At 62.1% G+C, this 22447-nt stretch carries 18 protein-coding genes and 1 pseudogene; 11 read left to right on the top strand and 8 right to left on the bottom strand.

The genetic code is table 11. The annotated features are described in order from the left end of the window. Positions 1 to 43 precede the first annotated feature (43 nt). From NKJ72_RS17775 to NKJ72_RS17765, 3 genes are read right to left on the bottom strand one after another with little or no spacing between them, the layout of a single operon-like run. Positions 44 to 883 (bottom strand): ABC transporter ATP-binding protein, encoded by an 840-nt coding sequence (locus NKJ72_RS17775; protein WP_352478648.1) that lies wholly within the window; start codon positions 881 to 883, stop codon positions 44 to 46. After that, positions 877 to 1956, bottom strand: coding sequence for a FecCD family ABC transporter permease (locus tag NKJ72_RS17770; RefSeq protein WP_352478646.1), 1080 nt, complete (start codon positions 1954 to 1956; stop codon positions 877 to 879). The genes NKJ72_RS17775 and NKJ72_RS17770 overlap by 7 nt, the downstream gene beginning before the upstream one ends. Next, positions 1946 to 3055 carry an ABC transporter substrate-binding protein gene (locus tag NKJ72_RS17765; RefSeq protein ID WP_352478765.1) on the bottom strand — a complete coding sequence of 370 codons (1110 nt, stop codon included), beginning with the start codon at positions 3053 to 3055 and terminating at the stop codon, positions 1946 to 1948. Before NKJ72_RS17765 ends, NKJ72_RS17770 begins: the two co-directional genes overlap by 11 nt. A 143-nt stretch (positions 3056 to 3198) precedes the next feature. Between NKJ72_RS17765 and NKJ72_RS17760 the strand changes: the two genes are divergently transcribed. Next, entirely contained in the window at positions 3199 to 3990 is a 792-nt protein-coding gene (locus NKJ72_RS17760; RefSeq protein ID WP_352478645.1) for a class I SAM-dependent methyltransferase, read from the top strand. A gap of 159 nt (positions 3991 to 4149) precedes the next feature. Here the strand turns inward: NKJ72_RS17760 and NKJ72_RS17755 are convergent. Next, a pseudogene (locus NKJ72_RS17755) lies at positions 4150 to 4547 on the bottom strand (type II toxin-antitoxin system VapC family toxin). Continuing rightward, the gene (locus tag NKJ72_RS17750) at positions 4544 to 4810 is read right to left on the bottom strand and encodes an AbrB/MazE/SpoVT family DNA-binding domain-containing protein (protein ID WP_352478643.1); all 267 of its coding nucleotides are present in this window, start codon (positions 4808 to 4810) and stop codon (positions 4544 to 4546) included. Before NKJ72_RS17750 ends, NKJ72_RS17755 begins: the two are co-directional and overlap by 4 nt. A 530-nt stretch (positions 4811 to 5340) precedes the next feature. Between NKJ72_RS17750 and NKJ72_RS17745 the strand changes: the two genes are divergently transcribed. Both NKJ72_RS17745 and NKJ72_RS17740 read left to right on the top strand, forming a co-directional pair. Further along, positions 5341 to 6180 (top strand): hypothetical protein, encoded by an 840-nt coding sequence (locus NKJ72_RS17745; protein WP_352478641.1) that lies wholly within the window; start codon positions 5341 to 5343, stop codon positions 6178 to 6180. Positions 6181 to 6312: 132 nt separating this feature from the next. Continuing rightward, positions 6313 to 7359 (top strand): NAD(P)-dependent alcohol dehydrogenase, encoded by a 1047-nt coding sequence (locus tag NKJ72_RS17740; protein ID WP_352478639.1) that lies wholly within the window; start codon positions 6313 to 6315, stop codon positions 7357 to 7359. Positions 7360 to 7559: 200 nt separating this feature from the next. Here NKJ72_RS17740 and NKJ72_RS17735 read toward each other — a convergent pair whose 3' ends face one another. From NKJ72_RS17735 to NKJ72_RS17725, 3 genes are all read right to left on the bottom strand, one after another. After that, complete coding sequence (locus NKJ72_RS17735) at positions 7560 to 9308, bottom strand: alpha/beta fold hydrolase (RefSeq protein ID WP_352478637.1); 1749 nt, start codon at positions 9306 to 9308, stop codon at positions 7560 to 7562. Positions 9309 to 9373: 65 nt separating this feature from the next. Then, positions 9374 to 10054 (bottom strand): hypothetical protein, encoded by a 681-nt coding sequence (locus tag NKJ72_RS17730; RefSeq protein ID WP_254819764.1) that lies wholly within the window; start codon positions 10052 to 10054, stop codon positions 9374 to 9376. A gap of 201 nt (positions 10055 to 10255) precedes the next feature. Next, positions 10256 to 11929: a LuxR C-terminal-related transcriptional regulator gene (locus NKJ72_RS17725; protein WP_352478635.1), complete on the bottom strand. Its 1674-nt coding sequence runs from the start codon at positions 11927 to 11929 to the stop codon at positions 10256 to 10258. Between the two features lie 867 nt (positions 11930 to 12796). Between NKJ72_RS17725 and NKJ72_RS17720 the strand changes: the two genes are divergently transcribed. The 8 genes from NKJ72_RS17720 (at position 12797) to NKJ72_RS17685 (ending at position 22407) form a co-directional block, all read left to right on the top strand. After that, a complete protein-coding gene (locus tag NKJ72_RS17720) occupies positions 12797 to 13708 on the top strand; it encodes a carbohydrate ABC transporter permease (protein WP_352478633.1) in 912 nt (303 codons plus the stop codon). After that, positions 13708 to 14607, top strand: coding sequence for a carbohydrate ABC transporter permease (locus NKJ72_RS17715; protein WP_352478631.1), 900 nt, complete (start codon positions 13708 to 13710; stop codon positions 14605 to 14607). The genes NKJ72_RS17720 and NKJ72_RS17715 overlap by 1 nt, the downstream gene beginning before the upstream one ends. A 47-nt stretch (positions 14608 to 14654) precedes the next feature. Then, complete coding sequence (locus NKJ72_RS17710; RefSeq protein WP_352478629.1) at positions 14655 to 16184, top strand: ABC transporter substrate-binding protein; 1530 nt, start codon at positions 14655 to 14657, stop codon at positions 16182 to 16184. Positions 16185 to 16249: 65 nt separating this feature from the next. Beyond that, the gene (locus tag NKJ72_RS17705) at positions 16250 to 17776 is read left to right on the top strand and encodes an FGGY-family carbohydrate kinase (protein WP_352478627.1); all 1527 of its coding nucleotides are present in this window, start codon (positions 16250 to 16252) and stop codon (positions 17774 to 17776) included. Then, complete coding sequence (locus tag NKJ72_RS17700) at positions 17769 to 19094, top strand: iron-containing alcohol dehydrogenase (protein ID WP_352478625.1); 1326 nt, start codon at positions 17769 to 17771, stop codon at positions 19092 to 19094. Before NKJ72_RS17705 ends, NKJ72_RS17700 begins: the two co-directional genes overlap by 8 nt. Positions 19095 to 19171: 77 nt before the next feature. Beyond that, positions 19172 to 20254 (top strand): ABC transporter ATP-binding protein, encoded by a 1083-nt coding sequence (locus tag NKJ72_RS17695; protein WP_352478623.1) that lies wholly within the window; start codon positions 19172 to 19174, stop codon positions 20252 to 20254. Next, positions 20255 to 21310 (top strand): hypothetical protein, encoded by a 1056-nt coding sequence (locus NKJ72_RS17690; RefSeq protein WP_352478621.1) that lies wholly within the window; start codon positions 20255 to 20257, stop codon positions 21308 to 21310. Positions 21311 to 21408: 98 nt separating this feature from the next. Then, entirely contained in the window at positions 21409 to 22407 is a 999-nt protein-coding gene (locus tag NKJ72_RS17685) for a sugar-binding transcriptional regulator (protein WP_352478619.1), read from the top strand. The last annotated feature ends 40 nt before the right edge of the window (positions 22408 to 22447 follow it).

Genomic DNA, 22447 nt, shown 5'->3' with positions numbered 1-22447 from the left:
CGATCAGTGCGGGCGTCGATCAACCGGCTTAATGCGGTTGCCGTCACGCGGCCGGAACGGTTGCCGCCTCGAATCTGCTCTGAAGCCCGGATTCGGTCTCCGCTGCCGGCATTATGAGCGTCCGACGCCCATCCGCCACGCCATCCACGATGACATGGCCGATGCCGCGCGAGCACGGCTCGATGCGCGCGTTGAGATGATAAATGTCCCGCAGCAGATGTGAGGTAATGATGTCCCGCGTTGGCCCGCATGCGACCAGCCGGCCGTCCGCGATGACCATTGTCTGATCGCTGAAGCGCAGGGCCTGATTGAGGTCGTGCAGGGCGATCAGCACGACCATGCCTCGCGCCCTGGCAAGTTCCCGCATGAGACCGAGCACTTCCACCTGCCGCGACAGATCGAGTGCTGATGTCGGTTCGTCCATCAGCAGGACCTCCGGCTCGCGCACCAGCGTCTGTGCCAGGCTGGCGAGTTGCCGCTGGCCGCCGGAAAGCTCGCCAATGTTGCGGAAAGCGATGTCGGCGATGCCGAGCGCCGCAAGGGTCTCGTCGATGCGAGCCAGATCATCGTCGCCCACGGACCAGCCCATACCCTGCTTGCGGGCGAGCAACACTGACTCATAGACGGTGAGCACCGCGTTGGCGGACGTTTCCTGTGGCATGTAGCAGATGCCGCTCGTCCCGCGAATGGCCCCCTCGACATGCATTGCTCCCGGTCCGTGCAGGAGGCCGGCGATGCGCCTGAAGAGCGTCGACTTCCCGGCGGCATTCGGACCGATCACGGCCACAATGTCTCCGCCCTCGAACGCTGGGGTCGTCACATCCCGAAGCCGGAGGCTCGTGCCGTAGCCCGCGCCGAGCGCCTCAAGCCGGATCGTCACCATGAGCGCCTCGTGCTGGACAGGATGAGCGAGATGAAGAAGGGGATGCCGATCAGCGAGGTGACGATGCCGATCGGGAAAACCGTCCCCGGGATAAGCGACTTGCTGACGACCGAGCTGGCCGACAGGATGAGCGCGCCCGCGAGCGCCGAGGCGGGCAGGAAGAAGCGTTGGTCCTCGCCGATGACCATGCGCGCGATGTGCGGGCCCACGAGGCCGATAAAACCTATGGTGCCGACGAAGGCGACGGGAATGGCGGCGAGGAGGCTCACCAGGATGAGCGTCTCGAGCCGCAGGCGACCGACTTTGACGCCGAAGCTGGCCGCCTTGTCCTCACCGAGCCTCAACGCCGTCAGCGCCCAGACGCGCCGGGCGAAAATGGGTAAGACTGCGAGGAGAATGAATGTGGTGACCGCAAGCTTAGGCCAAGTGGCCTTGGTGAGGCTGCCCATTGTCCAGAAGACGACCGCCTGCAGCGCTTCCGCCGACGCGAAAAACTGGACGAGCGCGAGCAGCGCGTTGAAGGTGAAAACCAGCGCGATGCCGAGCAGCACGATGGTCTCCGCGCTGACGCCGCGCTTGACGCTCAGCACGTGAATGAGGAAGGCCGCCAGCATCGCCATCACGAAGGCGTTGATCGGCACTACATACTCGACTGCGGCGGGGACAAGCCTCACCCCGAAGGCAAGCGCAAGCGCGGCGCCGAAGCTCGCGGCGGCGGATATGCCGAGCGTGAAGGGGCTCGCCAGCGGGTTGTTGAGGATGGTCTGCATCTGCGCGCCGGCCACGGCGAGCGCCGCTCCTACGACAATCGCCATCAGGGCCACCGGCATGCGGATGTCCCAGAGCACCACGCGCACCTGCTGCGGCACGGTGTCGGGGAACACAAGGGCCCGCACGACCTCGCCGAGGTCGTAGCGGGCGGGACCGACCGCAAGGTCGACGCACAGGCTGAAGAGCAGGGCAGCGCCGAGGCCGACAAGGATCAACTGCCGCCGCCAGACGAGAGCGCGGTAACGCCCTCGTCCATCGGTGCTGTCGAGCGCGGTGCTGACCGCCGTCGATTCAATCGACATCGGTCAGCGAGACCCAGTGGCCGGGCCTGTATGCGATCGGCAGGAATTTCTTGTGCAACTCGCTGAAGGTCACCTCGGGATCAAGGTCGGCGAAAAGATCGGGATGCAGCCACTTCGCCATCTGCTGGATGGCCACGAACTGATAAGGACTGTTGTAGAACTGATGCCAGATGGCATGCACCGCGCCGTCCTCGACGGCCTTCACGCCGGTCAGCGCCGGCCGCTCGGTCAGCGCCTTCAGCTTGCGCACCGCCTCCGCCTCATCACGGCCGGGGCCGACGCCCACCCAGGCACCGCCCGGTACATAGGCTTCCCACGAACCGCCGGTGACGATGATCTGATCCGGGTCGGAGGCGATGATCTGTTCGGGATTGAGTGTGCCGAAGGTGCCGGGGATGATGTCCTTGGCGATGTTGTCACCGCCTGCCATCTCAACGAATTTGCCGAAATTGTCGTCGCCGAAGCTCATGCAGCAATCGTCCGAATAGCCGCCGGCGCGTTCGATGAAGACCTTGGGCCTTTCCGGCTTGGCCTTCTCGATTACGTCGGTAACGCGCGCGATCTCGGCGGCGCGCCAGGTGATGAATTCCTCGGCGCGCTCCTCCTTGCCGAACAGCCTGCCAAACAGGCGCATGCTGGGTTCGGTGTTGGTAAAGGGACGCTCCCGGAAATCGACATAAACCAACGGAATGCCGGCAGCGGTGAGCTTCTCGATATACTTGGCGTCTTCCGTGGCCTGCTTCGACTCGATGTTCATCACGATGACGTCGGGCTTGAGCGATACCGCCTGCTCGACGTCGAAAGTGCCGTCCTTGAAACCGCCGAATGTGGGGATATTCGCCATCCTTGGGAACTTTTCCAGATAGGCGGCGTAATTGTCCGGATCCGCTTGGCTGAAATCCTCGCGCCAGCCAGCGATGCGCTTGAACGGATCCTCGGTGTCGAGTGCCGCGACGAGATAGACCTGCCGGCCCTCACCCAGGATTACCCTCTCCACCGGGACGTTCACCTCGACCTGGCGGCCCGTGATGTCAGTCACTGCAACCATTTCGGCCCTGGCGGCCAGCGTCATCGACAGAGCGACGATGGCGGCCGCCATCGTCGCTGCTGGGATCTTTCCGAAATTCATCGCGCCCTCTCTTGAAATGGATTAGCCAGAGGTGGCTTATAAAAGATGACTTAAATTCTCAAGAAATATCTTTTAGAGCCATTTCAGACTGGTACGACGACAAGGGGTCTGGAATGGCGGGCGAGCCCAATTATTCGCTGCGGGATGAGATACGCGACTATTGGTCGACGCGCGCCGGAACATTCGACCTTTCGGTGGGGCATGAAATCTTCTCACAGCGGGAACGCCTGGCCTGGCACAGGCTGATACTCAAGCACTTGGGGCGCGGGGATGGGCGTCGCGCGCTCGACCTCGCTTGCGGCACCGGGGTCATATCCCATCTCATGCACGACCTGGGTTATGCCGTGACCGGGCTCGATTGGTCAGAGGCCATGCTTGCCCGCGCGCGTGCAAAGGCGACGCAGAGGGAAAGCGGCATCCGGTTTCTGATCGGCGACGCCGAGCGAACCCTTGAAAAAGCAGAGAGCTACGACGTCCTCGTCACCCGTCATCTCGTCTGGACGTTGGTGGATCCGCGAGCGGCATTCGCCGAATGGTTCTCGCTGCTCAAGCCTGGCGGACGGCTGCTGATCATTGATGGTGATTTCGTCAGTAAGACCTGGGTAACCTCTCTGCGACAAGTCCTGAAAAGGGCCGTTGGCCGGACAGTCGGGCCGGTCCACGAACTGGATCAGGCGATGGCGGACCGCCATGGCAGCATCCTGTCACGGTTGCACTTTTCGAGCGGCGCCAAAGCGGACGAGGTCTGCGCGCTTCTGGTGGAGGCTGGCTTTGAGATGCCCGTGGTCGACACCCGGCTCGGCGCAATTCATCGTGCGCAGGCGCGGCACATGTATTTCCTCAGGGCGCTGGAACGCTCGACGCAGCATCGCTACGCGATCTGCGCGACCAAGTCGGCCTGGTAGTTGGGGAATTCTAACGATTTCCACAACCATCTATCGGCGATCGTCGGCTCTCACCCCGCCATTCCGATCTGACATCCATGCCGCAGACAGAATCCGATTGCTCGCAGCGGCCTCTAAAGACGCGACAGCACAGGGCGAAAGACCACCGCGGAAAGAGACTTAGAAAAGAAGCTGTACGGATTGTCCCCGCGCCGAGAGCAGTTTGACGGCCTTCCGGTCAAACGAGACGAAAGTCTCCCCGCCAAGCCAGCCGCCGTCAAAAGCGATCACGCCGTCGGCGAAATCGCCGCCGGCATCGAGGACTAACAGCCCTGACTCAACTGCCGGCCGGTTGACGACAACATTCGCGGTGTTCAGCAACGCCCGGATCGCCGCGCCAATATTTTCGCGCTCTGTCTGGTACTGCCGGGCCAGAATCCAGGCGAACTCGCACAAGGCCTGCAAGCTCACGGCCACGATGTCCGCTTTGGCCAGCAGGTCGACGGCAATGGCCGCCTGCGCCTCATCATCGGCGACATGGCGCACAGCAGCACATTCGTGTCGGCCGTCACCCTCATTCCTTGCCGGACCCGGCCGCAGCGCCCGCTTCCGCTATCGCCTCGTTGATCTCCTCGATGCTGAGCACCCGGCCGTTCGTCTTGCCTCTGAGGAAGCCGTGGAGGTCCCGGAACGACCCCTTCGCCCGTGCAGCCCTCAATTCCGCCCGACCGTCGGGCAGCAGATCAAGCTCGATCTTCTCGCCCGGTTTGATGCCCAGATGTTGCAGCACGGCCTTGCGGAACGTCACCTGTCCCCTTGTCGTCACTGTCAACGTTGCCATGTTAAACATTCCTGTTCTCGCGATAAGATCATGCAAATCTGCATTATTATCAATGCAGATGGTCGGGGGCCAAAGCTTGGCGTCCATGCGGCGACTGAATGGCATTGATGCCTTTTAGAAAGCCGTCAGGCATCGTGGATTCGCGCTCGCCCCTCGTTCGACTGATTCTGATGTTGGCCGAACCGGTTGATCTGCCCCCTGCGACGTCGGAGTTGTACAGGAGCCCTCTTTGCCGAGCAGATACTCTACGTCGCATTTATTGGCCGTAAGTTGTCAGTCCGCTCCATCAAGTTCGAGCCGGAGATTAAGAAGAACGGAGCCATCGCCGCATAGGCGTCTGCCTGCGTGGGTCTGGACGGACTCGCTCATGCGCAATATGAATTATGAATGGAGATGAGGCCTGCCGTGGCGCTCACATTTTCGCCGCGTCGCTAAGGCAGGTGGCGCTCGTTCAATGCTGCTGCGCCGGGCGGGTTGGCCTTCTGGTCTAACGTCGCCCGCAGAAGTGTCGATATCAGGGGATCTGGTCAATGACCGACAACAAGCCAGACGTTACCAAGGATTGGCAAGCGACGCAGGGCCAGAAGTCTTCCGCCACGCGTCTTCGCCTTTTCGCCGCACTCTCGTGGATCGTCGCTATTGGCGGCGAGATCTACGGAATTATGCTGCTTCGCCAGAACAAGTTCGACCAGGCACACCTGCCGCTGGTCATCGGCCTTTTGGTCGGCATCGCGATTTTCGCAATCGCCGGCAACTTGCTGTGGAAGGCGGCCAACAGGCACGATCCGGCCCGTGCATCCGACGCGGCCAGGTTCTTCTTCCAAAACCAGCTCGGCGCAATCATCACGCTGATTGCCTTCCTCCCGCTGGTTTTCCTGATCCTCACCGACAAAAACATGGATCCGCGGACCAAGAAGGTTGCCGGCGGCGTCGGCGCTGCGCTGGCCGTGCTCGCGACGGTCATGGGGATCAGTTTCAAACCCCCGTCGGTCGAGCAGTACACCCAGGATATGAACGCATGCGCAGCCCAGATCAAGTCGGGGCAGCCCACCACCGCCTGTTCGCCCGATGTCGCCGCTCAGGCGCAGGCGATCGCGACGGACACCGCCGCGGTAACGGCGGCGACGCGGGACGCGAGCCACCCCGCCGGTCAGGATGTCGTCTACTGGATCGCGCCGGAAGCCGGAGCCGCGAAGTCCGCTGAGCCGCATGTTTTCCACCTCTGCGCAGGCGTGAGTCCGCTGAAGGGCAAGACCGTGAATAGTGGCTCCGTGACGGAGGCCTACGCGCAGAACGCCGTCCGCATCACGAAACAGATCGATATGGAACAGAAGCAGTGCGGGTTCACCCCCACAACCAGCACCAACTGAACCCGCCTGCGCTTGATCGCGTCTATCGGGGCCACAGCGCCAGCCCGGAGAACAATGATGCATAGATGGACGGTGTGTATACCCGTAGAGGGTTAAAGGCCCCTACGATCGGCTTTAGAGGAGACTACGTCGATGACGAACGTGCGCGCCCTTGTCCTCGAACGCCAACACGAACTCAAGCTGCGTGACATCGATCTGCCACAGACCGTCGGCCCGGGCGAAGTTCGCATCAAAATCCACACTGTCGGCATCTGCGGCTCCGACGTGCACTACTACACGCATGGCCGCATCGGCCCGTTCGTGGTCGAAGCGCCGATGGTCTTGGGCCATGAAGCCGCCGGCACCGTCGTCGAAACGGGGGAAGGCGTCGAGCATCTGAAGGTCGGCGACCGCGTCTGCATGGAGCCGGGTATCCCCGATCCCAATTCGCGGGCGAGCCGGCTCGGCCTCTACAATATCGATCCAGCGGTCAGGTTCTGGGCAACGCCGCCAATCCACGGCGTGCTGACGCCCTATGTCGTCCACCCCGCCAACTACACTTTCAAACTGCCCGACAATGTCAGCTTCGCCGAGGGCGCCATGGTGGAGCCCTTCGCTGTCGGAATGCAGGCGGCGGCCAAAGCGAAGATTGCGCCGGGTGACACCGCGGTGGTGATTGGCGCCGGGCCGATCGGCACGATGGTGGCGATCGCCGCGCTGGCCGGCGGCTGCGCCCGCGCCATCGTCGCCGATCTCGCCCAACCCAAGCTCGACATTGCGGCCGGCTACCAGGGTGTGATCCCGGTCAACATCCGCGACAAGAGCCTGCCCGCGGAGGTCAAGCGCCTGACCGACGGCTGGGGCGCCGACGTGGTGTTTGAATGCTCGGGCTCGTTCAAGGCATGGGAGACCCTGCTCGATCTGCCGCGGCCCGGTGGTACCCTGGTCGTGGTCGGCCTGCCGGTCGCGCCGGTGGCGTTCGACATCGCTACGGCCTCTACCAAGGAAATCCGCATCGAGACGGTATTCCGCTATGCCCACCAATATGACCGGGCGATCGCACTGATGGGATCGGGCCGCGTCGATCTCAAACCATTGATTTCGGCGACCTTCCCCTTCGAAGACTCCATCACCGCCTTCGACCGCGCAGTCGAAGCCCGGCCGGCGGACGTAAAGCTTCAGATCCAATTGCCGGATTAAGGGACGCTGTTTTCTACAGAGCGGCTGGTTCGCCAACCCATATGTCTCATATCATCTCGTATGGTCCGGCGAACCCAAGGATAAAACCCAGAACGACTTCGTCGCACCTTGCGCTCCTCTAGTCCCCGAGGGCAGGAGTTCGAATCTGTTCGGGCGGGCCACCTTCTCGGTCACCATCCTCCGGTCCATCGCCCGCGCAGTCATTTGGTGCCGATGCCAATATTGACGGGGTTTCTGAGAATGGCTGAAGCGTCATCGCCGACCCGTTCGCGCACCATGCGATCGAGCGTCTGGCGAATGACCACGCGCTCGCCTTCGCTCAACGCGAGGCTGCCAAGCACGTCCTCGACAATCGGATTGCTCCAAACGATCCAATCCCATAGCTCAGCACCTGACTTGAACGCCGTGCTCTCGGTGATCGTCTCGACATTGACGCCGTTCAGTCCAGCCTTCGCCAGTTCGCCGGCAAGCCGCTCCGGATCGCTGAGCTGAAACGGCAGTGGTGGGGGATCCATGGGCGGACCATTAAACTCCGGTCGTACCGCCTGAACGGCCCCAATCAAGAATGCAAGGAAATCAATCCGATGCGGGTCGCCATAGGCAATGACCAGCACCCGCCCTCCAGGTTTGACGACCCGCGTCATCTCCCGAATGCCCTTCGGCATGTCGGGAAAGAGCATGACCCCAAACTGAGACCCCGCCATGTCAAAGCTGTCGTCGTCAAAGGCAAGCGCATGCCCGTCCATCACGCGGGTGTCGATTTCCAGGCTTTCGCGGCTCGCGCGCTCTCGCAGCAGGCGGAGCATGACGGGCGACTGGTCGACGGCGAGTACCTCGGCACCGATCCGAGCTGCCGGGATACTGAGCGCGCCGCTGCCGGATGCAATGTCTAGAAGGCGCATGCCCGCGCGGAGCCCTGCCCTGACCAGACTCTCATTGCCAAGCCACATCTGTGTTTCGGTATTCGTCCGATCGTAACCCGAGGCAATTCGGTCCCAAGCCTCACGTGTGTCGGGCAGCGCCTGAGGAGCCGCGGATCCGGCTGCGGTAAGAGCAGCCCGCAGCACCTTTACAAATTCGGCAGGCTGCTCGATCGGCGGATCATCGGCGGCGCCGTCGATAATGTGGAGCGGCCACCCAAATCGGACGCTCGCCGCTTCCGCTACAGGCAATGGGGTGGCAAGATCGTGCCGCCCCCAGATCAGGAAGGTCGGGATTCTGATGCGCGCCAGTTCCTCTGATGGGATTGCGGGAAATCCGAACTGCTCCATCAGACCTTGCTGGGTCGGCTTCAACTCCGGCGCCTGCGCGCGATCGAGATTGTAGGCTCGCAGCCGCTCCCAGTTCTCGCCCATATGATCACGCAGCGCGTCGAGGTCGAAGGCGCATTGCTGCCAGAGGCGGTCATGGCTTTCCGGACTTGGCTCCGTGATGAACGCGGCGAGGGCCGCACCGAATTCAGGCGCCGGCTGAAACGGCGCAAGGCCGAGCGCGTCCGACAGCACCAAGCAGCGGAGCTGGTTACCGTGCTTGGCGGCAAAGCGAGCAGCAATTGCGGCGCCAAGAATTTGGCCGACAAGAATGGGCGGCGTTGGGCAGGTGCGTTCGATGAGTTGGCCAAGCCACGCGAGAACACGATCGGGATGAATCGGTCCCTCGAGGGTCCCCGACGTGCCGTGGCCCGGCAGATCGGGCGCGATTACGTGATGCGTTCTCACAAGCTCCGGAAGAATTCTCAGCCACTTTGCTGCATGTTCTCCTGGGCCATGCAACAGCACGATCGGTGATCCCGCGCCCCCTTCCAGTAGCACGGTCGAGATGCCGGCCAATTCGAGCCGCCGTTCGGCGATCGATAACCCGGTGAGCAGGCGCTTGCGCGCAGCTTCTCCGGATATGCGGTTCGAATCAATCGCCGCCGGGGTGGCGGTGTAACCTTCAACGTGAGTCATCATGGCCTCCCTAATGTTGATAGGACGATTTCGTCTTGCGCGTGCCGCCCGGCCTCTTGGGTTGCTCACGCGCCAGAGCTTGAGCTGCGAGCGCTTGACACGCTGATCTCGGTTCGCGCGAGCCCCAATCCGAACCACAACGTCCAAAGGGCCATCACGAAAGACGACGCAACCCAGACGAGGCTGCCCAGCCAGATGCCGAACCACATGCCCAACGGCCAGCCGGCAAAGGCAGCAAGCCCGGCCACAACTCCGACCAGTGACGCCCAGGTCGGCGTTATCTGTTGCCGGCTCAGCGCCTCATTGCCGGCGATCACGACAACCGCCAGACATAGGAACATGAATCCGTTGGCCTTGCCTTCGGCGAACGCCCACCAGGCCGAGAAGCGCGCCATATCGTTGGCGGCGGCGGCATCGGCGACGGTGGTGGCCTCGGCCACGGCGGTGGTCATTGTCCAGAGGGCGCCGACCGGCACCACCGCCCAGGCGGATAGGGTCCACCAGTGTTCGGTCAGGCGAGAGCCCGCGGTCAGCACGATCAGGCTCGCGACGACGAACAGCGACAGTGCTGCCGCGGCGGCCCAATGCACGACCACCCACAGGGTGACGTTGTTGGCGATGATGTGCATTTGAAGGGCGAGGTCGGGATGAATCGGCCCGTGACCGACCAGGACGAAACCTAAGAGTACAGAAGCAATTGCAAGCCAGGCGCCCGCAACCCGCATCCCGGTATCGGTACGTGACATCGCTTCCTCCTTTCATTGTGGCCGGATGTTTGCAGCGCGATCACCGAGTCCGTCCTGCAGTCTGCAGGCGAGTTGCGCCGAGGCGGCGCGCATCCATAGCCGACAGGTGCAAGCTTAGGCCGGAAGGGAAGGCGGCGCTTCGGGCGAACCACCCAATCGGCGCCGACTATGCATGGGTGATTCCACCCATGCCGGGCACGCTCAGACTAGGCGGTGCTCGTAGGCCCAAGCGGTGGCGGCGGTGCGAGTGGGGACGTCGAGCTTGTTGAAGATGTTGCTTGCGTGCCTGTCTACTGTCTTTCCGCTCAAATGCAGTTCGTTGGCGATTTCCTTGTTGGTTTTGCCAGAAGCGATCAGGCGGAGGACTTGCAACTCGCGGGCAGAGAGACTGCTGGCTTCCTCCGACCGCATGTCAAGCAGGGCATCGATGCGAGAAACGTCGGGCGTGGCACCAAGCTGCTGAAATACTGTCCGTGCTGCCTGCAGCTCCAGTGTCGCGCCGTCTTCGTCACCGAGCGCGCGGTATGCCAGGCCCATGATGACGCGTACGCACGCTGCTTCGTATGGTGCGTCGACTTGCTGCCACTCCTCTATTGCCCGGCGCAGACAAATCGCCGCGGCCTGCGCTTCGCCTTCTGCCAGTTCCACCGCTCCGCGCGCGTGGGCGGCAAGGGCGCGCAACGGTTCGGTTCCGTAGCTTTCTGCAACCTCCGACAGTTCGTGGCAGGCACGGCGTGCTTCCTCGATGTCGTCAGCCGCCAGCATGATCTCGACGTGAGCTGGCAACAGCCGAATGCGCTTCACTTGGTCGGTCGTCGCGGCCATGACGCGCCGGATTGCGGCCACAGCCGCATCGATGTGCCTTTCGGCCAACCGCAACAGGGCAAGGCCCGGCTGCGGTTCGAAGCCATATTGGCTTGCATTCCGATATGCCTGTTCGGCCGCTTCAAAGTCTCCACGGAGGCGGTGTACTTCCGCCAACTGGTACCAAGCCCCAGCCGTATCTTTTCGATTATTTGACTGCGTCAAACGCTCCACGGCATGCTGCGCTTCGTCGATTGCATCCTGCCATGCGCCGCTGAGCCGCTTGATTTCAGCGCGATGCATCAGGCAGGTGCCGCTAAAACTGATCAGCTGGGGCTGTTCCGAGCACCATCGCCCCAGAGCGGAAGTCCATTCGCGTGCGCGGCCCAGAGCATGGACTTGCTGACACGCTTCGATCACGCTGCAGTAGATCAAGCCGGTAAAAAGCGGCGACAATTCGCCGGCCGTGACCGAAACCATCGCCTCATCGAGAAGCGCGAAAGCTTCTGTGGTCCGCCGCTGACGTAGCAGAACACGGCCCTGCAGGTGCCGCGCACAGGCAACGAGATCCGCGTCCGCAAAGCGCTCGCCAATCTCGACTGCGGCGCTGGCCGCAGCGTAGGATGCCTCAAGGTTGCCGGCAGCAAGATGCTGTTCGACGCGGGGCAGCATCAGATAACCCTGTTCGACACAATCATGTGGCTCGCGTTCGACCAGTCGATGGGCCCGTCCAAACCAGCCGGTCGCCGGAGCCATCTCCCCACGAAGGACAAGACGCAGGCCCAGCCAGAAGGCGCAGCGGGCGGCGCGATGATATTCGCCAGCATCGAGATATGCATGATGGGTTCGCTCCAGGGCCCGCAGGTACTCCTCGTCGCGCCCGGTCAAATAGGCCGACATCGCCAGCCGTTCGAGATCATCCACGGCAAGCGGAGCCGTCTCATCGGCGTGCGAGAGGAACCTATAGGCGTCGCCCCACGCCCTTTCTTCGTAAGTCTCACGACCGAGGGCGAGCTGATCCGTCTCTTCCAAGGAGCCGCTGTTGCATTGCTGTCGATCTGAGCTGCCCATCCAGTTGGCTCCGCAGACGAACAGAAATCCTAGCCATCAATGGCTACTTTCCGAGACGGAGTATAGCATGATCGAGCACGAATGACCGGAATGCACTTATGCGCTCTGAATGAGAGCGTTCCGGACGACAGCAACAGGTCGGATCGCGACGCTCGCCGCACAAGATGCAAATTTCGTCTCATGACGCAACCAAGCCATCCGACGACCTCCGCGCAACGGGCCGACCTTATCCCTCCCCTCCTGGCCTTAGCATCTGCGGCCGGTGATCTGGTGCGATCTCTGCAGCAAGCGCTCGCTATGTTATCGGAGTAGGCTAGGCGCAACCAAACGCTGCTATTTTGCGAAACCTCGACGAGGTAGTGGAGCACCATCTCCTCACCCGCCGATTTGGATTGTCAGTAGGCCACCACTGGTCAATCAAATCAAAGCAATGCGTGCAGGTTCGCCATCTTGGACGTGGTTAACCGAGGGAACAAATAACCGCTGTTATTGATAAATAACGACAATGGTGGGTGAGCCCGGAGGGAGTTCCAAAAGCCCGGGGTATCCTCCCGATCTCCTCGACGCGTTCTGTAGCTTTCCTTGGGCTGCCAGAGTTGGCGGCAGCCCTAAGCGCTTTTGATGCTGACACACGGCATTTACCGGCGACGTTCCCTCCAAAAATAACTCCATACCCGGCGATGACGGCATCCTCTGGGACCACGAGCAAATCCCTTGAGTGCTGAGGGAACCGACACTTGACAAATCGGCGACCGTCCGACACGTTCTTAACAAAAGACACAACAAACTTACAAAAGTTCAAGTTGGCACAATCTGGCCGATAGGGAGAAGGCCGATGCGTCTCTGTGACCGAGCGGAGATTTGCGCGTGAGCACGCTGACCGTGACCCGCGAAACGCCCAGATGGGCCCTGCCCCGGTTCATGACGGCCGAGCATCCTTTCCCCTGGCTCGCGCCGATCACGGTGATGCTTCTCGTTTTCGGCATCTACCCCCTCGCCTATTCAGTCTGGCTGTCGTTTCACAAACGCAATGTCGTCTCCCGGCAACTTGACTTCGCCGGGCTCCACCAATGGACGCGTGCCTTCTCGGATGCGCGCATGTGGCATTCGCTGGAAACCACGCTGATCTACACCTTCGTCGCGCTTGCGGTTCAGCTTGCGCTCGGCATCCTCATCGCGCTTCTGCTTGACACCGATCGCAAAGGTTACGGCGTGCTGCGGGCGCTGATGACACTGCCGCTGGTGGTGCCGCCTGCGGTAACCGGAATGATGTTCCTGCTGATGCAGGACGGCTCTTTCGGTGTCCTGTCGTTCTACCTCTATGCCCTCGACCTGATCTCGCCGGCACAGCCGATCCTCACGCAGCCCGGAACCGCATTGGCGGCGATCCTGCTGGCAGACATATGGCAATGGACGCCGTTCATGGTGCTTATCATCCTGGCAGGGCTTAGGGCGCTGCCGAAGGAACCGTTCGAAGCCGCGGCGATCGACGGCGCCACCGGCATCCAGACGTTCTGGCGGCTCACATTGCCGATGCTGCGCAAGGTGATAGCGGTCGCGGTGCTGATCCGCGGCGTCGACCTCTTTCGCATCTACGACTACGTTTACATCATCACCGCTGGCGGGCCAGGCACGGCCACCGAGACGCTTTCATTCTACGCTGGTCGAATCTACTTCACGGGAGACTTCCCCTATGCCGCGACCCTGTCGCTGATTGTGCTCGTCGTCTTGATCGTCGTGTCGAACATCTTCGTCAGGCTGTTCAAGGTGAGGTTCTGATGGAGTCGTCGCGCGCCCAAACGATCGCCCGTGACGTGCTCGCCGTCCTGGTGGTGGCGTTCTTCATGTTCCCGATCGCGTGGTGGGCCCTGTCGTCCATCAAACCCTATTCGGCGATCTTCGATCGCAGCGGACCGGTTTATACCGGTTTCACGCCGACACCGGACAACTACCGCGTGACGTTGCTTGGCGTCTCGCGCGTCGACATCGGCATGGAACAGGGCGGCGAAGCGGCCGGGGTCATCAAGGGGGGCGCGAGTTCCTATGATTCCCGCCAGTCGTTGCTCGACAGTGCCATCATAGCCGTCGGATCGACGGCGCTGACACTGCTGCTCGCAACTTTGGCCGCCTACTGCCTGTCGCGAATGCAGTTCAGCGGCCAGCAGTCCTTCCTGTTCTGGATTCTCTCGCAGCGCTTCATGCCGCCAATCGCGATCGTCATTCCGATCGTTTTCATGTTCCGCGATCTCGGCTTGCGCGATACCTATACGGGGCTCATCCTCGTTCACAGTCTGATCAATCTGCCGCTGGCGGTTTTGCTTTTGAAGTCGTTCTTCGACGACGTCCCGCGCGAGGTCGATGAGGCGGCGCTGATCGACGGCGCAACGCGCTGGCAGACGTTCCGGCGCGTGGTCCTTCCCATGGTCAAGGGCGGCATCGCTGCGACGGCTGTGCTGTGTTTCATCTTTTCGTGGACCGAGTTCCTGCTCTCACTGTTCCTGACAACGTCGATCCGTACCGTGCCGGTGAAGATCTCGACCTTTGTCACCTCGACCGCAACCGAGTGGGGCTACATCACAGCGCTCGGCACGTCCGCGATCATACCCAGCTTCATCTTTATCCTGCTGGTTCAACGGCATCTGGTCCGCGGCCTCACCCTCGGGTCCCTGAAGGAGTGAGGCGCAGGCGAGAAGAACGACGACAAAAACGCAACGGAGGAACGATCATGAGCTTCAGAGAATACGACAAGAAGACATTCGTCGCCGATACCTGCAACGACTTCACGGCGCGCCGGATAACCAAACGCGACTTCATGAGGAAGATGGCGCTCGCCGGTGTCGGCTTTTCTGCCTTCGGATCAGCCATGCTAGGTGGCGGCCGCACCAATCGCGGGATCCTGGGCCTCGGGGTTGAAGAAGCCCGCGCCCAGGACGCCGATATGTTGAAGTGGCTGGCCGATGTCGGCAAACCGTATGCCGGCACCAAAATCCGCTACACTTCGGAAGCTACGCCGCCAACGATCGTCGCCAACCAGCTTGTCGCGGGTGAATTCACCAAGGCCACCGGCATTGAGGTGGAAGTCGAGATCGTGCCGCTGGAGCAGGTTCTCGCCAAGGCTACGCAAGATGTGCAGGGCCAGCTTGGCACCTACGACGTCTACTATCTCGACCAGTCCTGGATGGCGACATTTGCGCAGGATGTCGTCGATCCGCGCGAGTATTATGACCAGAACAAAGAACTGGCGATGCCCAACTTCGACTGGGACGATTTTTCTAAGCCGCTGGTCGACGGCATCGCCATGTACAACGGCAAGCAGTGCGGAATCCCCTTCGATATTCCGATCTTCATCCTGATGTACCGCAAGGATCTTTTCGACAAACACAACATTGCGCTGCCGACAGACCTCGACGCTTACCTCAAGGCCGTGCAGGCGCTCACTGAGGCAGAAAAAAGCAACGGCATCTTCGGCACCGCGTGCCAGGCGAAGTCCGGCCATTATTCGCTGGAATGCGACTGGACCTTCGCCTTGTGGGGCCATGGCGGGTCGATCTTCAACAAAGACAAGAAGTTTGTCGGCAATGACGAGCGCGGCGTGGCCGGGCTGCAATTCTATCAGGAGCTGGTCAAGAACTCGCCGCCCTCGGCGACGACATGGACCTGGGACGGGCAGGGACAGGCACTGACACAGGGGCAGGCGGCGATGGCAATCACCTGGGGCGAAGATTTCCCCGGCTTCGACGCCAACGATTCCAAGGTCAAAGGCCTGTTCGAGGCCCTGCCCGCGCCCAAGGAGGTTCCCGGTCGTCGCGCCGCCGCCGATTGCGGCTTCAACGAAATCCCGGCCGTTGGTCACCAGGGCGGCTCGACGATTTCGCTGTCGCAATATTCCAAGAACAAGGAAGCGGCATGGCTGTTCATGCAGTGGGTCTGCTCGAAGGATGTGATGGCGCGGGTATCGACGCTCGGCGGCGGCGCCTCGCCGATGCGCAATTCTTCCTTCACCGATCCTCGCGTGAAGGCGAAGGCCGTCGTCGGGCCTGGAACGACACGCCACTTCGACGCGATCAAATACACGATCGACAACCAGATGGGATCGGAGCCGGACATGCCGATCTGGGCGGATCTGTCGAACAACGACATTCCGGTTGAGCTCGGCAAATTGCTTACGGGCCAAGACTATGGCGGCAATGCCAAGGCGTGCCTCGATGCCATCGCCGGCATTGTCGACGGCAAAGTCAAGGACGCCGGTCTTTAGCGACTCGTCGGTGATTTGGGCGAAGGCGGCTTCCACCGCCCTCGCCCTTTGGCAATGTGGCGGCAATGGTTCCGGATCTCGTCATCGGCATCGATTCCTCGACCTCGGCAACCAAGGCGATCGCCTGGGACCGCAATGGGCTGGCCGTGGCTGAAGGTCGTGCACCGCTTGCAATGTCCAACCCGCGGCCGGGCTATTTCGAGCAGGATCCGGCCGCGTGGTGGGCCTCGACGGTGACGGCGCTTCGTGCTGTCGCGGCAACAGTTTCGCCGGCACGCATTGCCGCCCTTGCGATTGCTAACCAGCGCGAGAGCTTCGGCCTTTTCGACGAGCGGGGCCAGGCGGTCGGGCCGGCGACGCTCTGGCTCGATGAGCGCGCCCGTGGGAAAGCACGGCGCTTCGGCGAGAGTTTCGGCGCGGCACGCGTCCACGCAATATCGGGCAAGCCCCTGGACGTCATTCCTTGCCTTTACCGCATGATTTGGTTTCGCGAGGAAGAGCCCGAGATTTTTGCCCGCGTGGAGCGAATGGCCGAAGTCCATGGCTATCTGGTTTTTCGTTTGAGCGGCCGGTGGGTGACATCCACCGCATCCGCCGACCCGATGGGCATACTCGATATGCGAGCTATGGACTGGTCGAACGAAATACTGGACGCCGCGGGCGTGGCGCGGGGAATGATGCCGGACCTGGCGAGGCCCGGCAGCGTTCTGGGCCAACTGACTTCGGAAGCCGCCATACTGACGGGCCTGCGGGAGGGCACGCCGATCGTCGCCGGCGGCGGCGACGGTCAATGTGCCGGAACGGGCGCTGGCGTGTTGCAGCCACGATGCGCTTACATCAATCTCGGCACGGCGGTCGTCTCCGGCAGCTTTGGCACGGACTACGTCCATGACCAGGCCTTCCGCACCGAGTCAGCGGTCGCCGATGATGGCTATATCTACGAGACGTGCCTTCGCGCCGGCACTTTTCTCGTCGACTGGATGGCGCGCGAAATGCTTGGCGTCGATCTGCATGGCGCAAGCGGCCTGGCAGCGCTCGAGGCCGAAGCCGCTGCCAGCCCGATCGGCGCAGGCGGCATAATGCTTCTTCCCTACTGGCAGGGCGTCATGGACCCGCACTGGGACAGTACGGCCCGTGGTGTGATTGCCGGGCTGTCCGGCTCGAGCAGCCGCGGCGACATCTATCGTGCCGTGCTGGAAGGTATAGCGCTGCATCAGGCCGCGACAAGTCAGCGGGCCGCCGCAGCGGCCGCCCAGACCATCGGCCAATTCATAGCCATCGGCGGAGGGGCGAAGTCCGACCTGTGGATGCAGATTCTGGCGGATGCGCTCGATCATCCCATAAAGCGTTCGACGACCGTCGAAGCCTCCTCGCTTGGCGCGGCGATGGCGGCGGCAAAGGGCGTGGGCTGGTTTTCCACCATAGCCGAAGCGTCGCTCGCAATGGCCAGCGAGCCGGCCAGAACCTTCGAACCGGACGCGAAACGGGCCGCGCTCTACGCCGAACTTCTTGCGATCCATGCCGATCTTTGGCCAACGCTTTCAACCTGGAACCAGCGTCTCGCGGCCTTCATGGAGACCGATCATGGCTGAAGCGAGCAACTGGAACGCCTTGATCGAGGACGTCGTCGCAGGACGCTGGACAGATCCCAAGACAGGCGCAGCCGCGGTCCTGCCGTTCCAGACAATCGAATTGCTGGAGACGACGGAGGGCCGCGAAGGGGATCTCGTTGCGCCCTTGGCGCTAGGCAGCCGTATCGCCGTGGTCTCCGACATCAACACCGTCGATGTGATGGGCAGGCGCGTCGCGAAGGCGCTGCGTGCCATCGCCGAAATCGACGAAATCGTGCTGCCTGACGGCCTCGACTGCGATGAGGCAACGATCCAGATGGTCAGGGAGAAGACGCGTCACGCCGAAGGCGTCGTGGCCGTCGGGTCCGGCGTCCTCAACGACAGCTGCAAGCATGCAACCTTCCTCGACCAGCGGCCTTATGCCGTCTTCGGCACGGCGGCCTCGATGAATGGCTATGGCGCCTCGACAGCGTCGGTGACGTTGGCTTCAGGGCTCAAGATCTCGCTGCCCTCGCATGCTCCGCGAGGCATCTTCCTGGACCTTGGCGTGTCGGCTGCAGCACCCAGTTGGCTCAGCGCCGCCGGGCTTGGCGACAGCCTCTGCCGCTCCACCGCCCAGATCGACTGGTGGGCTTCGCATCGGCTGTTCGGCACTTACTATTCCGAGGTGCCTTATCTGCTTCAGGCGGGCGATGAGGAACCGATGCTGGCCCATGCGCCTGGCCTTGCCAGGCACGACATCACCGCCGTCGGGCATCTCCAGCGCGTCCTGACGCTGTGCTCGATGGGCGTGTGCTTTGCCGGCGTTTCCCATCCCGGGTCCATGGGGGAGCACCAGATCTCCCATTGGGTCGACATGTTCGCGCAAGCACATCATCCAGGCACCACGCACGGCCAGCAGGTCGGGGTTGCCTCGCTGGTCATGGCGCGTCTGCAAGCGCGGCTGCTGGACATGGAAGAGCCGCCGCAGGCAAAGCCAACCGTCATCGACGAGGCGGCGATGCTGGCCCGCTATGGAGCGCAGCTTGGACCACTTTGCATTGCCGAGATGAGCAAGACAGCACTTGACGCCAGCCAGACGGAAATCTTCAACCGGAAACTCGCGGAAATCTGGCCGGCCCTGCGCGAGGAGGTTCGGCCAATGGCAATGCCGGTTGCCCGCATGGAGGCAGCCCTGAAGGCTGCGGGGGGGCCGGCCACCGGCGCGGAACTAGGCCTTCCGCGCGCGCTTTGGCACAATGCCATTCGCTATTCGCGAGAAATCCGCGGCCGCTGGTCCTTTGTCAATCTGGCCGCCGATGCAGGAGTCCTGGAAGAGTTTCTGGACAGCGAATGGTGAGAGCGTATCCGATCGCCAATGGCTCGCATGGTGAAAATGAGATCCAACCGGCAAGGGCAATCGAAGGGTAGCAATTTATGGCGTCTGTCAGCATCAGCAACATAAAGAAGGACTATGGCGCCCTCTCGATTATCGATGGACTCGATCTCTCGATCGAGGATGGCCAGTTCGTCGTTCTGTTGGGGCCGTCCGGCTGCGGCAAGTCCACGTTGTTGCGCATGATAGCCGGTCTCGAGCCCATCACGTCCGGTGAGATCGCCATAGGCGACAGGGTCGTCAACACGCTTCATCCCAAAGACCGCAACATCGCGATGGTCTTCCAGAATTACGCGCTTTATGCGCACATGACCGTCTTCGACAACATGGCCTTTTCCATGCAGTTGAAGAAGCGCCCCAACGAAGAAATCAAACAGAAGGTCGGGTGGGCGGCATCGATCCTCAACCTGACTCCCTATCTGGAACGGTACCCTCGCCAGCTTTCGGGCGGCCAGCGGCAGCGTGTCGCCATGGGCCGCGCCATCGTGCGGGACCCAACTGTGTTCCTGTTCGACGAGCCGCTGTCCAACCTCGATGCCAAACTGCGCGTGCAGATGCGCACCGAAATCAAGGAACTCCACCAGCGGCTGAAGACCACCACCGTCTATGTCACGCATGACCAGATCGAGGCCATGACCATGGCCGATGTCATCGTCATAATGCGCGACGGCCATATCGAGCAGATCGGGCGTCCCCTCGATGTCTACGATCACCCGGCAAACCTGTTCGTCGCTTCTTTCATCGGCTCGCCCGCAATGAACATGTTCCATGGCGAGGTGGCTTCCGAGCGCGATGCCTGGGTGGTGCGGACCGCCGAGCTATCCCTCCCGCTGCCGCCAGGGGCTGCGGTCCGGCCCGGCCAAAAGGTGATCTACGGCATTCGCCCCGAACATCTTCGACCCGTGGCCGACGGGCGCGGCATCCCGGCCAGGATTACGGTTGTCGAGCCGACCGGCCCCGAAATCCACATCTTTGCCAGCATGGGCAACACCGCGATCTGCTCGGTGCTGCATGACCGCATGGAGTTCTCTCCTGGAGCTGTAATCCATCTGGAACCGGCGCCTGAGCGAATCCACCTGTTCGACCAAGGCAGCGGCGAGCGACTGGACAAGGGAAGAAGTTGAATGGCCCAGGTCGTTATCCTCGGCGCCGGCGTCATGGGCTCTGCCATGACGCTTCCGGCCGCTCACGCGGGTAACCGCATCACTCTTGTCGGCACCCATCTCGACGAGGAGATCGTCGACTCGGTGGCCAGCACCGGTCGTCATCCGCGCCTCAACACCACACTGCCTGATGTGGTGGCCGCCAGGTCCTGGACCGAATTCGGGGCAGCGATGAACGATGGACCCCATCTGCTTGTACTCGGCGTCTCGTCGGCCGGCATTCCATGGGCGATCGAGCGCATTGCCGAAAGCATCAAGTCGCCCGTGCCGATACTGATGATTACGAAAGGACTTGCAGCAAGCGACGAAGGCATCGACGTCCTGCCACATCTGCTTGCCCGCGAGATCGAGCAACGCACCGGCTTGTCAGTCCCGGTGATGGCGGTCGGCGGACCGTGCATTGCCGGCGAACTGGCGGCACAGCGCGATACGTCTGTGATCGTTGCCGGACACGATCCCGACCAGGTGGCCGGGGCCTCCCGCCTTCTGCGCGCGCCCTTCTATCACGCGCGATCGTCATCCGATCTCGTCGGCGTCGAGATCTGCGCTGCTTTCAAGAATTTCTACACACTCGCCGTTGGGGCTCCCGTCGGACTGCTGGAGCGCGACGGCAAGGCGCCCAATGGTGCGCTCATGCACAATCTTGCCTCGTCACTTTTCTCGCAGTCCCTCGCGGAGATGGCGATTCTGGTCGATGCTCTGGGCGGAAAAATCGAAACAGTGCTGGGGCTGGCAGGCTCCGGCGATCTTTATGTGACCTGCCAGGCGGGCCGTAACGGTCGCATGGGGCGTCTGCTTGGCCGCGGCCTGCCCTATTCCGTGGCGAAGCGCGAACATATGAGTTCGGACACGGTCGAGGGAGCGCAACTGGCGCTGGACCTTGGTCCGACTTTGAAGAATATGATGGCCCGGGGTGTACTTCCCCATGATCGCCTGCCGCTGACGACCGCCATCATCGACGCGGTTTGTCACGATGCTCCGCTGGTTTTGTCCTTCGACCGCTATCATCGAGGCTAGCGGAGCCGGGGAACTCGATTGATGCCTCATATCGATGAGCACATGGCTCGGCCGAGCCCGCTCTGGACCCGCTGCCGCGGAGTGGACAGGATTATCTGATGGAGAAACCCGCACGAAAGAAACGCGACGGCCGCCAAGCTGTAACGAGTTCGGTCACGGCTGATCGTGAGGAAGGGCTGCTCGTGCGCGCCGCCTGGCTTGCTTACGTCGGTGACCTCACGCAGGCGCAAATTGCCAAGTCTCTTGGCCTGACCCGCCTTCGCGTCAACCGGATGCTGGCGCATGCGCGCCAGCGGGGGATCGTTCAGATTCGCATCAATTCGAAGGTGGCGAACTGCATCGAGCTGGAGCACCGGCTGCGGGACGCCTATGGTGTTTCGGATCCAATCGTGGTTCCGACACCACCCGATCCCGCGCTGGTGCCACAGGTCATCGCAGCCGCCGCCGGTGAGGCCCTGTCGCTCAGAATCCGCGACGGGATATCGGTGGGCGTGGGATGGGGACGGACGCTCCAGCTTAGTCTGCGGTCAGTGACCGTACGCCCGGTCAAAGGAATGTCGGTCGTTTCCTTGCTTGGTGGGCTCACGCGCGGATCGGCGATCAACATCTATGAGATCGCTTCGCGGCTCGCGGCGCTTTTCGATGCGGAATGCTTCTACATCGCAGCACCGGTGTTCACGGACACGGAGGCCACGCGCGATCTGCTTATGCGCCAGTCCATTCTGGAAGACGCCTTCACCCATGCCCGCGACGTTGACGCCGCTTTCGTTTCGGTGGGCGCGGTGCACAAGGACGCCACCATCTTTCGGATCGGACTGGTAGGCGGCGATGATCTCAAATCGCTCCGCGAAGCGGGAGCCGTCGGCGATATTTGCGGCCACTGGATCGGCGCCGACGGACAACTCGTCGATCACCCGCTAAACAGTCGCGTAATCGGCCTCGCGCCCGAACATCTGCGCGACGTCGACACTGTGATCCTGCCCTCCGGCGGCCTCGACAAGGTTCCGGTGCTGCGCGCCGTGTTGCGTCTGGGAGTCGTCGATGTGCTGATCACCGACGAGAAAACCGCTGAGGCGATCCTTGTGCAAAAGCCGTAGCGAAGACTGACCTCTACCAGCAGAGCGGCTCGCGAGCGAT

The sequence above is a fragment of the Mesorhizobium sp. M0045 genome, assembly GCF_040323385.1.
Lineage (GTDB): Bacteria > Pseudomonadota > Alphaproteobacteria > Rhizobiales > Rhizobiaceae > Mesorhizobium.
The sequence above is the reverse complement of the archived record's forward strand: the minus strand, read 5'-3'. Positions and strand labels throughout refer to the sequence as shown.

Excerpts from the sequence above, each read along its gene's own strand:
- NKJ72_RS17750 (WP_352478643.1), bottom strand. The coding sequence starts at position 4,810 with ATGGCAACGTTGACAGTGACGACAAGGGGACAGGTGACGTTCCGCAAG.
- NKJ72_RS17730 (WP_254819764.1), bottom strand. The coding sequence starts at position 10,054 with ATGTCACGTACCGATACCGGGATGCGGGTTGCGGGCGCCTGGCTTGCA.
- NKJ72_RS17760 (WP_352478645.1), top strand. The coding sequence starts at position 3,199 with ATGGCGGGCGAGCCCAATTATTCGCTGCGGGATGAGATACGCGACTAT.
- NKJ72_RS17770 (WP_352478646.1), bottom strand. The coding sequence starts at position 1,956 with ATGTCGATTGAATCGACGGCGGTCAGCACCGCGCTCGACAGCACCGAT.
- NKJ72_RS17710 (WP_352478629.1), top strand. The coding sequence starts at position 14,655 with ATGAGCTTCAGAGAATACGACAAGAAGACATTCGTCGCCGATACCTGC.
- NKJ72_RS17745 (WP_352478641.1), top strand. The coding sequence starts at position 5,341 with ATGACCGACAACAAGCCAGACGTTACCAAGGATTGGCAAGCGACGCAG.
- NKJ72_RS17715 (WP_352478631.1), top strand. The coding sequence starts at position 13,708 with ATGGAGTCGTCGCGCGCCCAAACGATCGCCCGTGACGTGCTCGCCGTC.
- NKJ72_RS17775 (WP_352478648.1), bottom strand. The coding sequence starts at position 883 with ATGGTGACGATCCGGCTTGAGGCGCTCGGCGCGGGCTACGGCACGAGC.
- NKJ72_RS17725 (WP_352478635.1), bottom strand. The coding sequence starts at position 11,929 with ATGGGCAGCTCAGATCGACAGCAATGCAACAGCGGCTCCTTGGAAGAG.
- NKJ72_RS17690 (WP_352478621.1), top strand. The coding sequence starts at position 20,255 with ATGGCCCAGGTCGTTATCCTCGGCGCCGGCGTCATGGGCTCTGCCATG.
- NKJ72_RS17705 (WP_352478627.1), top strand. The coding sequence starts at position 16,250 with ATGGTTCCGGATCTCGTCATCGGCATCGATTCCTCGACCTCGGCAACC.
- NKJ72_RS17765 (WP_352478765.1), bottom strand. The coding sequence starts at position 3,055 with ATGGCGGCCGCCATCGTCGCTCTGTCGATGACGCTGGCCGCCAGGGCC.
- NKJ72_RS17700 (WP_352478625.1), top strand. The coding sequence starts at position 17,769 with ATGGCTGAAGCGAGCAACTGGAACGCCTTGATCGAGGACGTCGTCGCA.
- NKJ72_RS17740 (WP_352478639.1), top strand. The coding sequence starts at position 6,313 with ATGACGAACGTGCGCGCCCTTGTCCTCGAACGCCAACACGAACTCAAG.
- NKJ72_RS17735 (WP_352478637.1), bottom strand. The coding sequence starts at position 9,308 with ATGACTCACGTTGAAGGTTACACCGCCACCCCGGCGGCGATTGATTCG.
- NKJ72_RS17685 (WP_352478619.1), top strand. The coding sequence starts at position 21,409 with ATGGAGAAACCCGCACGAAAGAAACGCGACGGCCGCCAAGCTGTAACG.
- NKJ72_RS17695 (WP_352478623.1), top strand. The coding sequence starts at position 19,172 with ATGGCGTCTGTCAGCATCAGCAACATAAAGAAGGACTATGGCGCCCTC.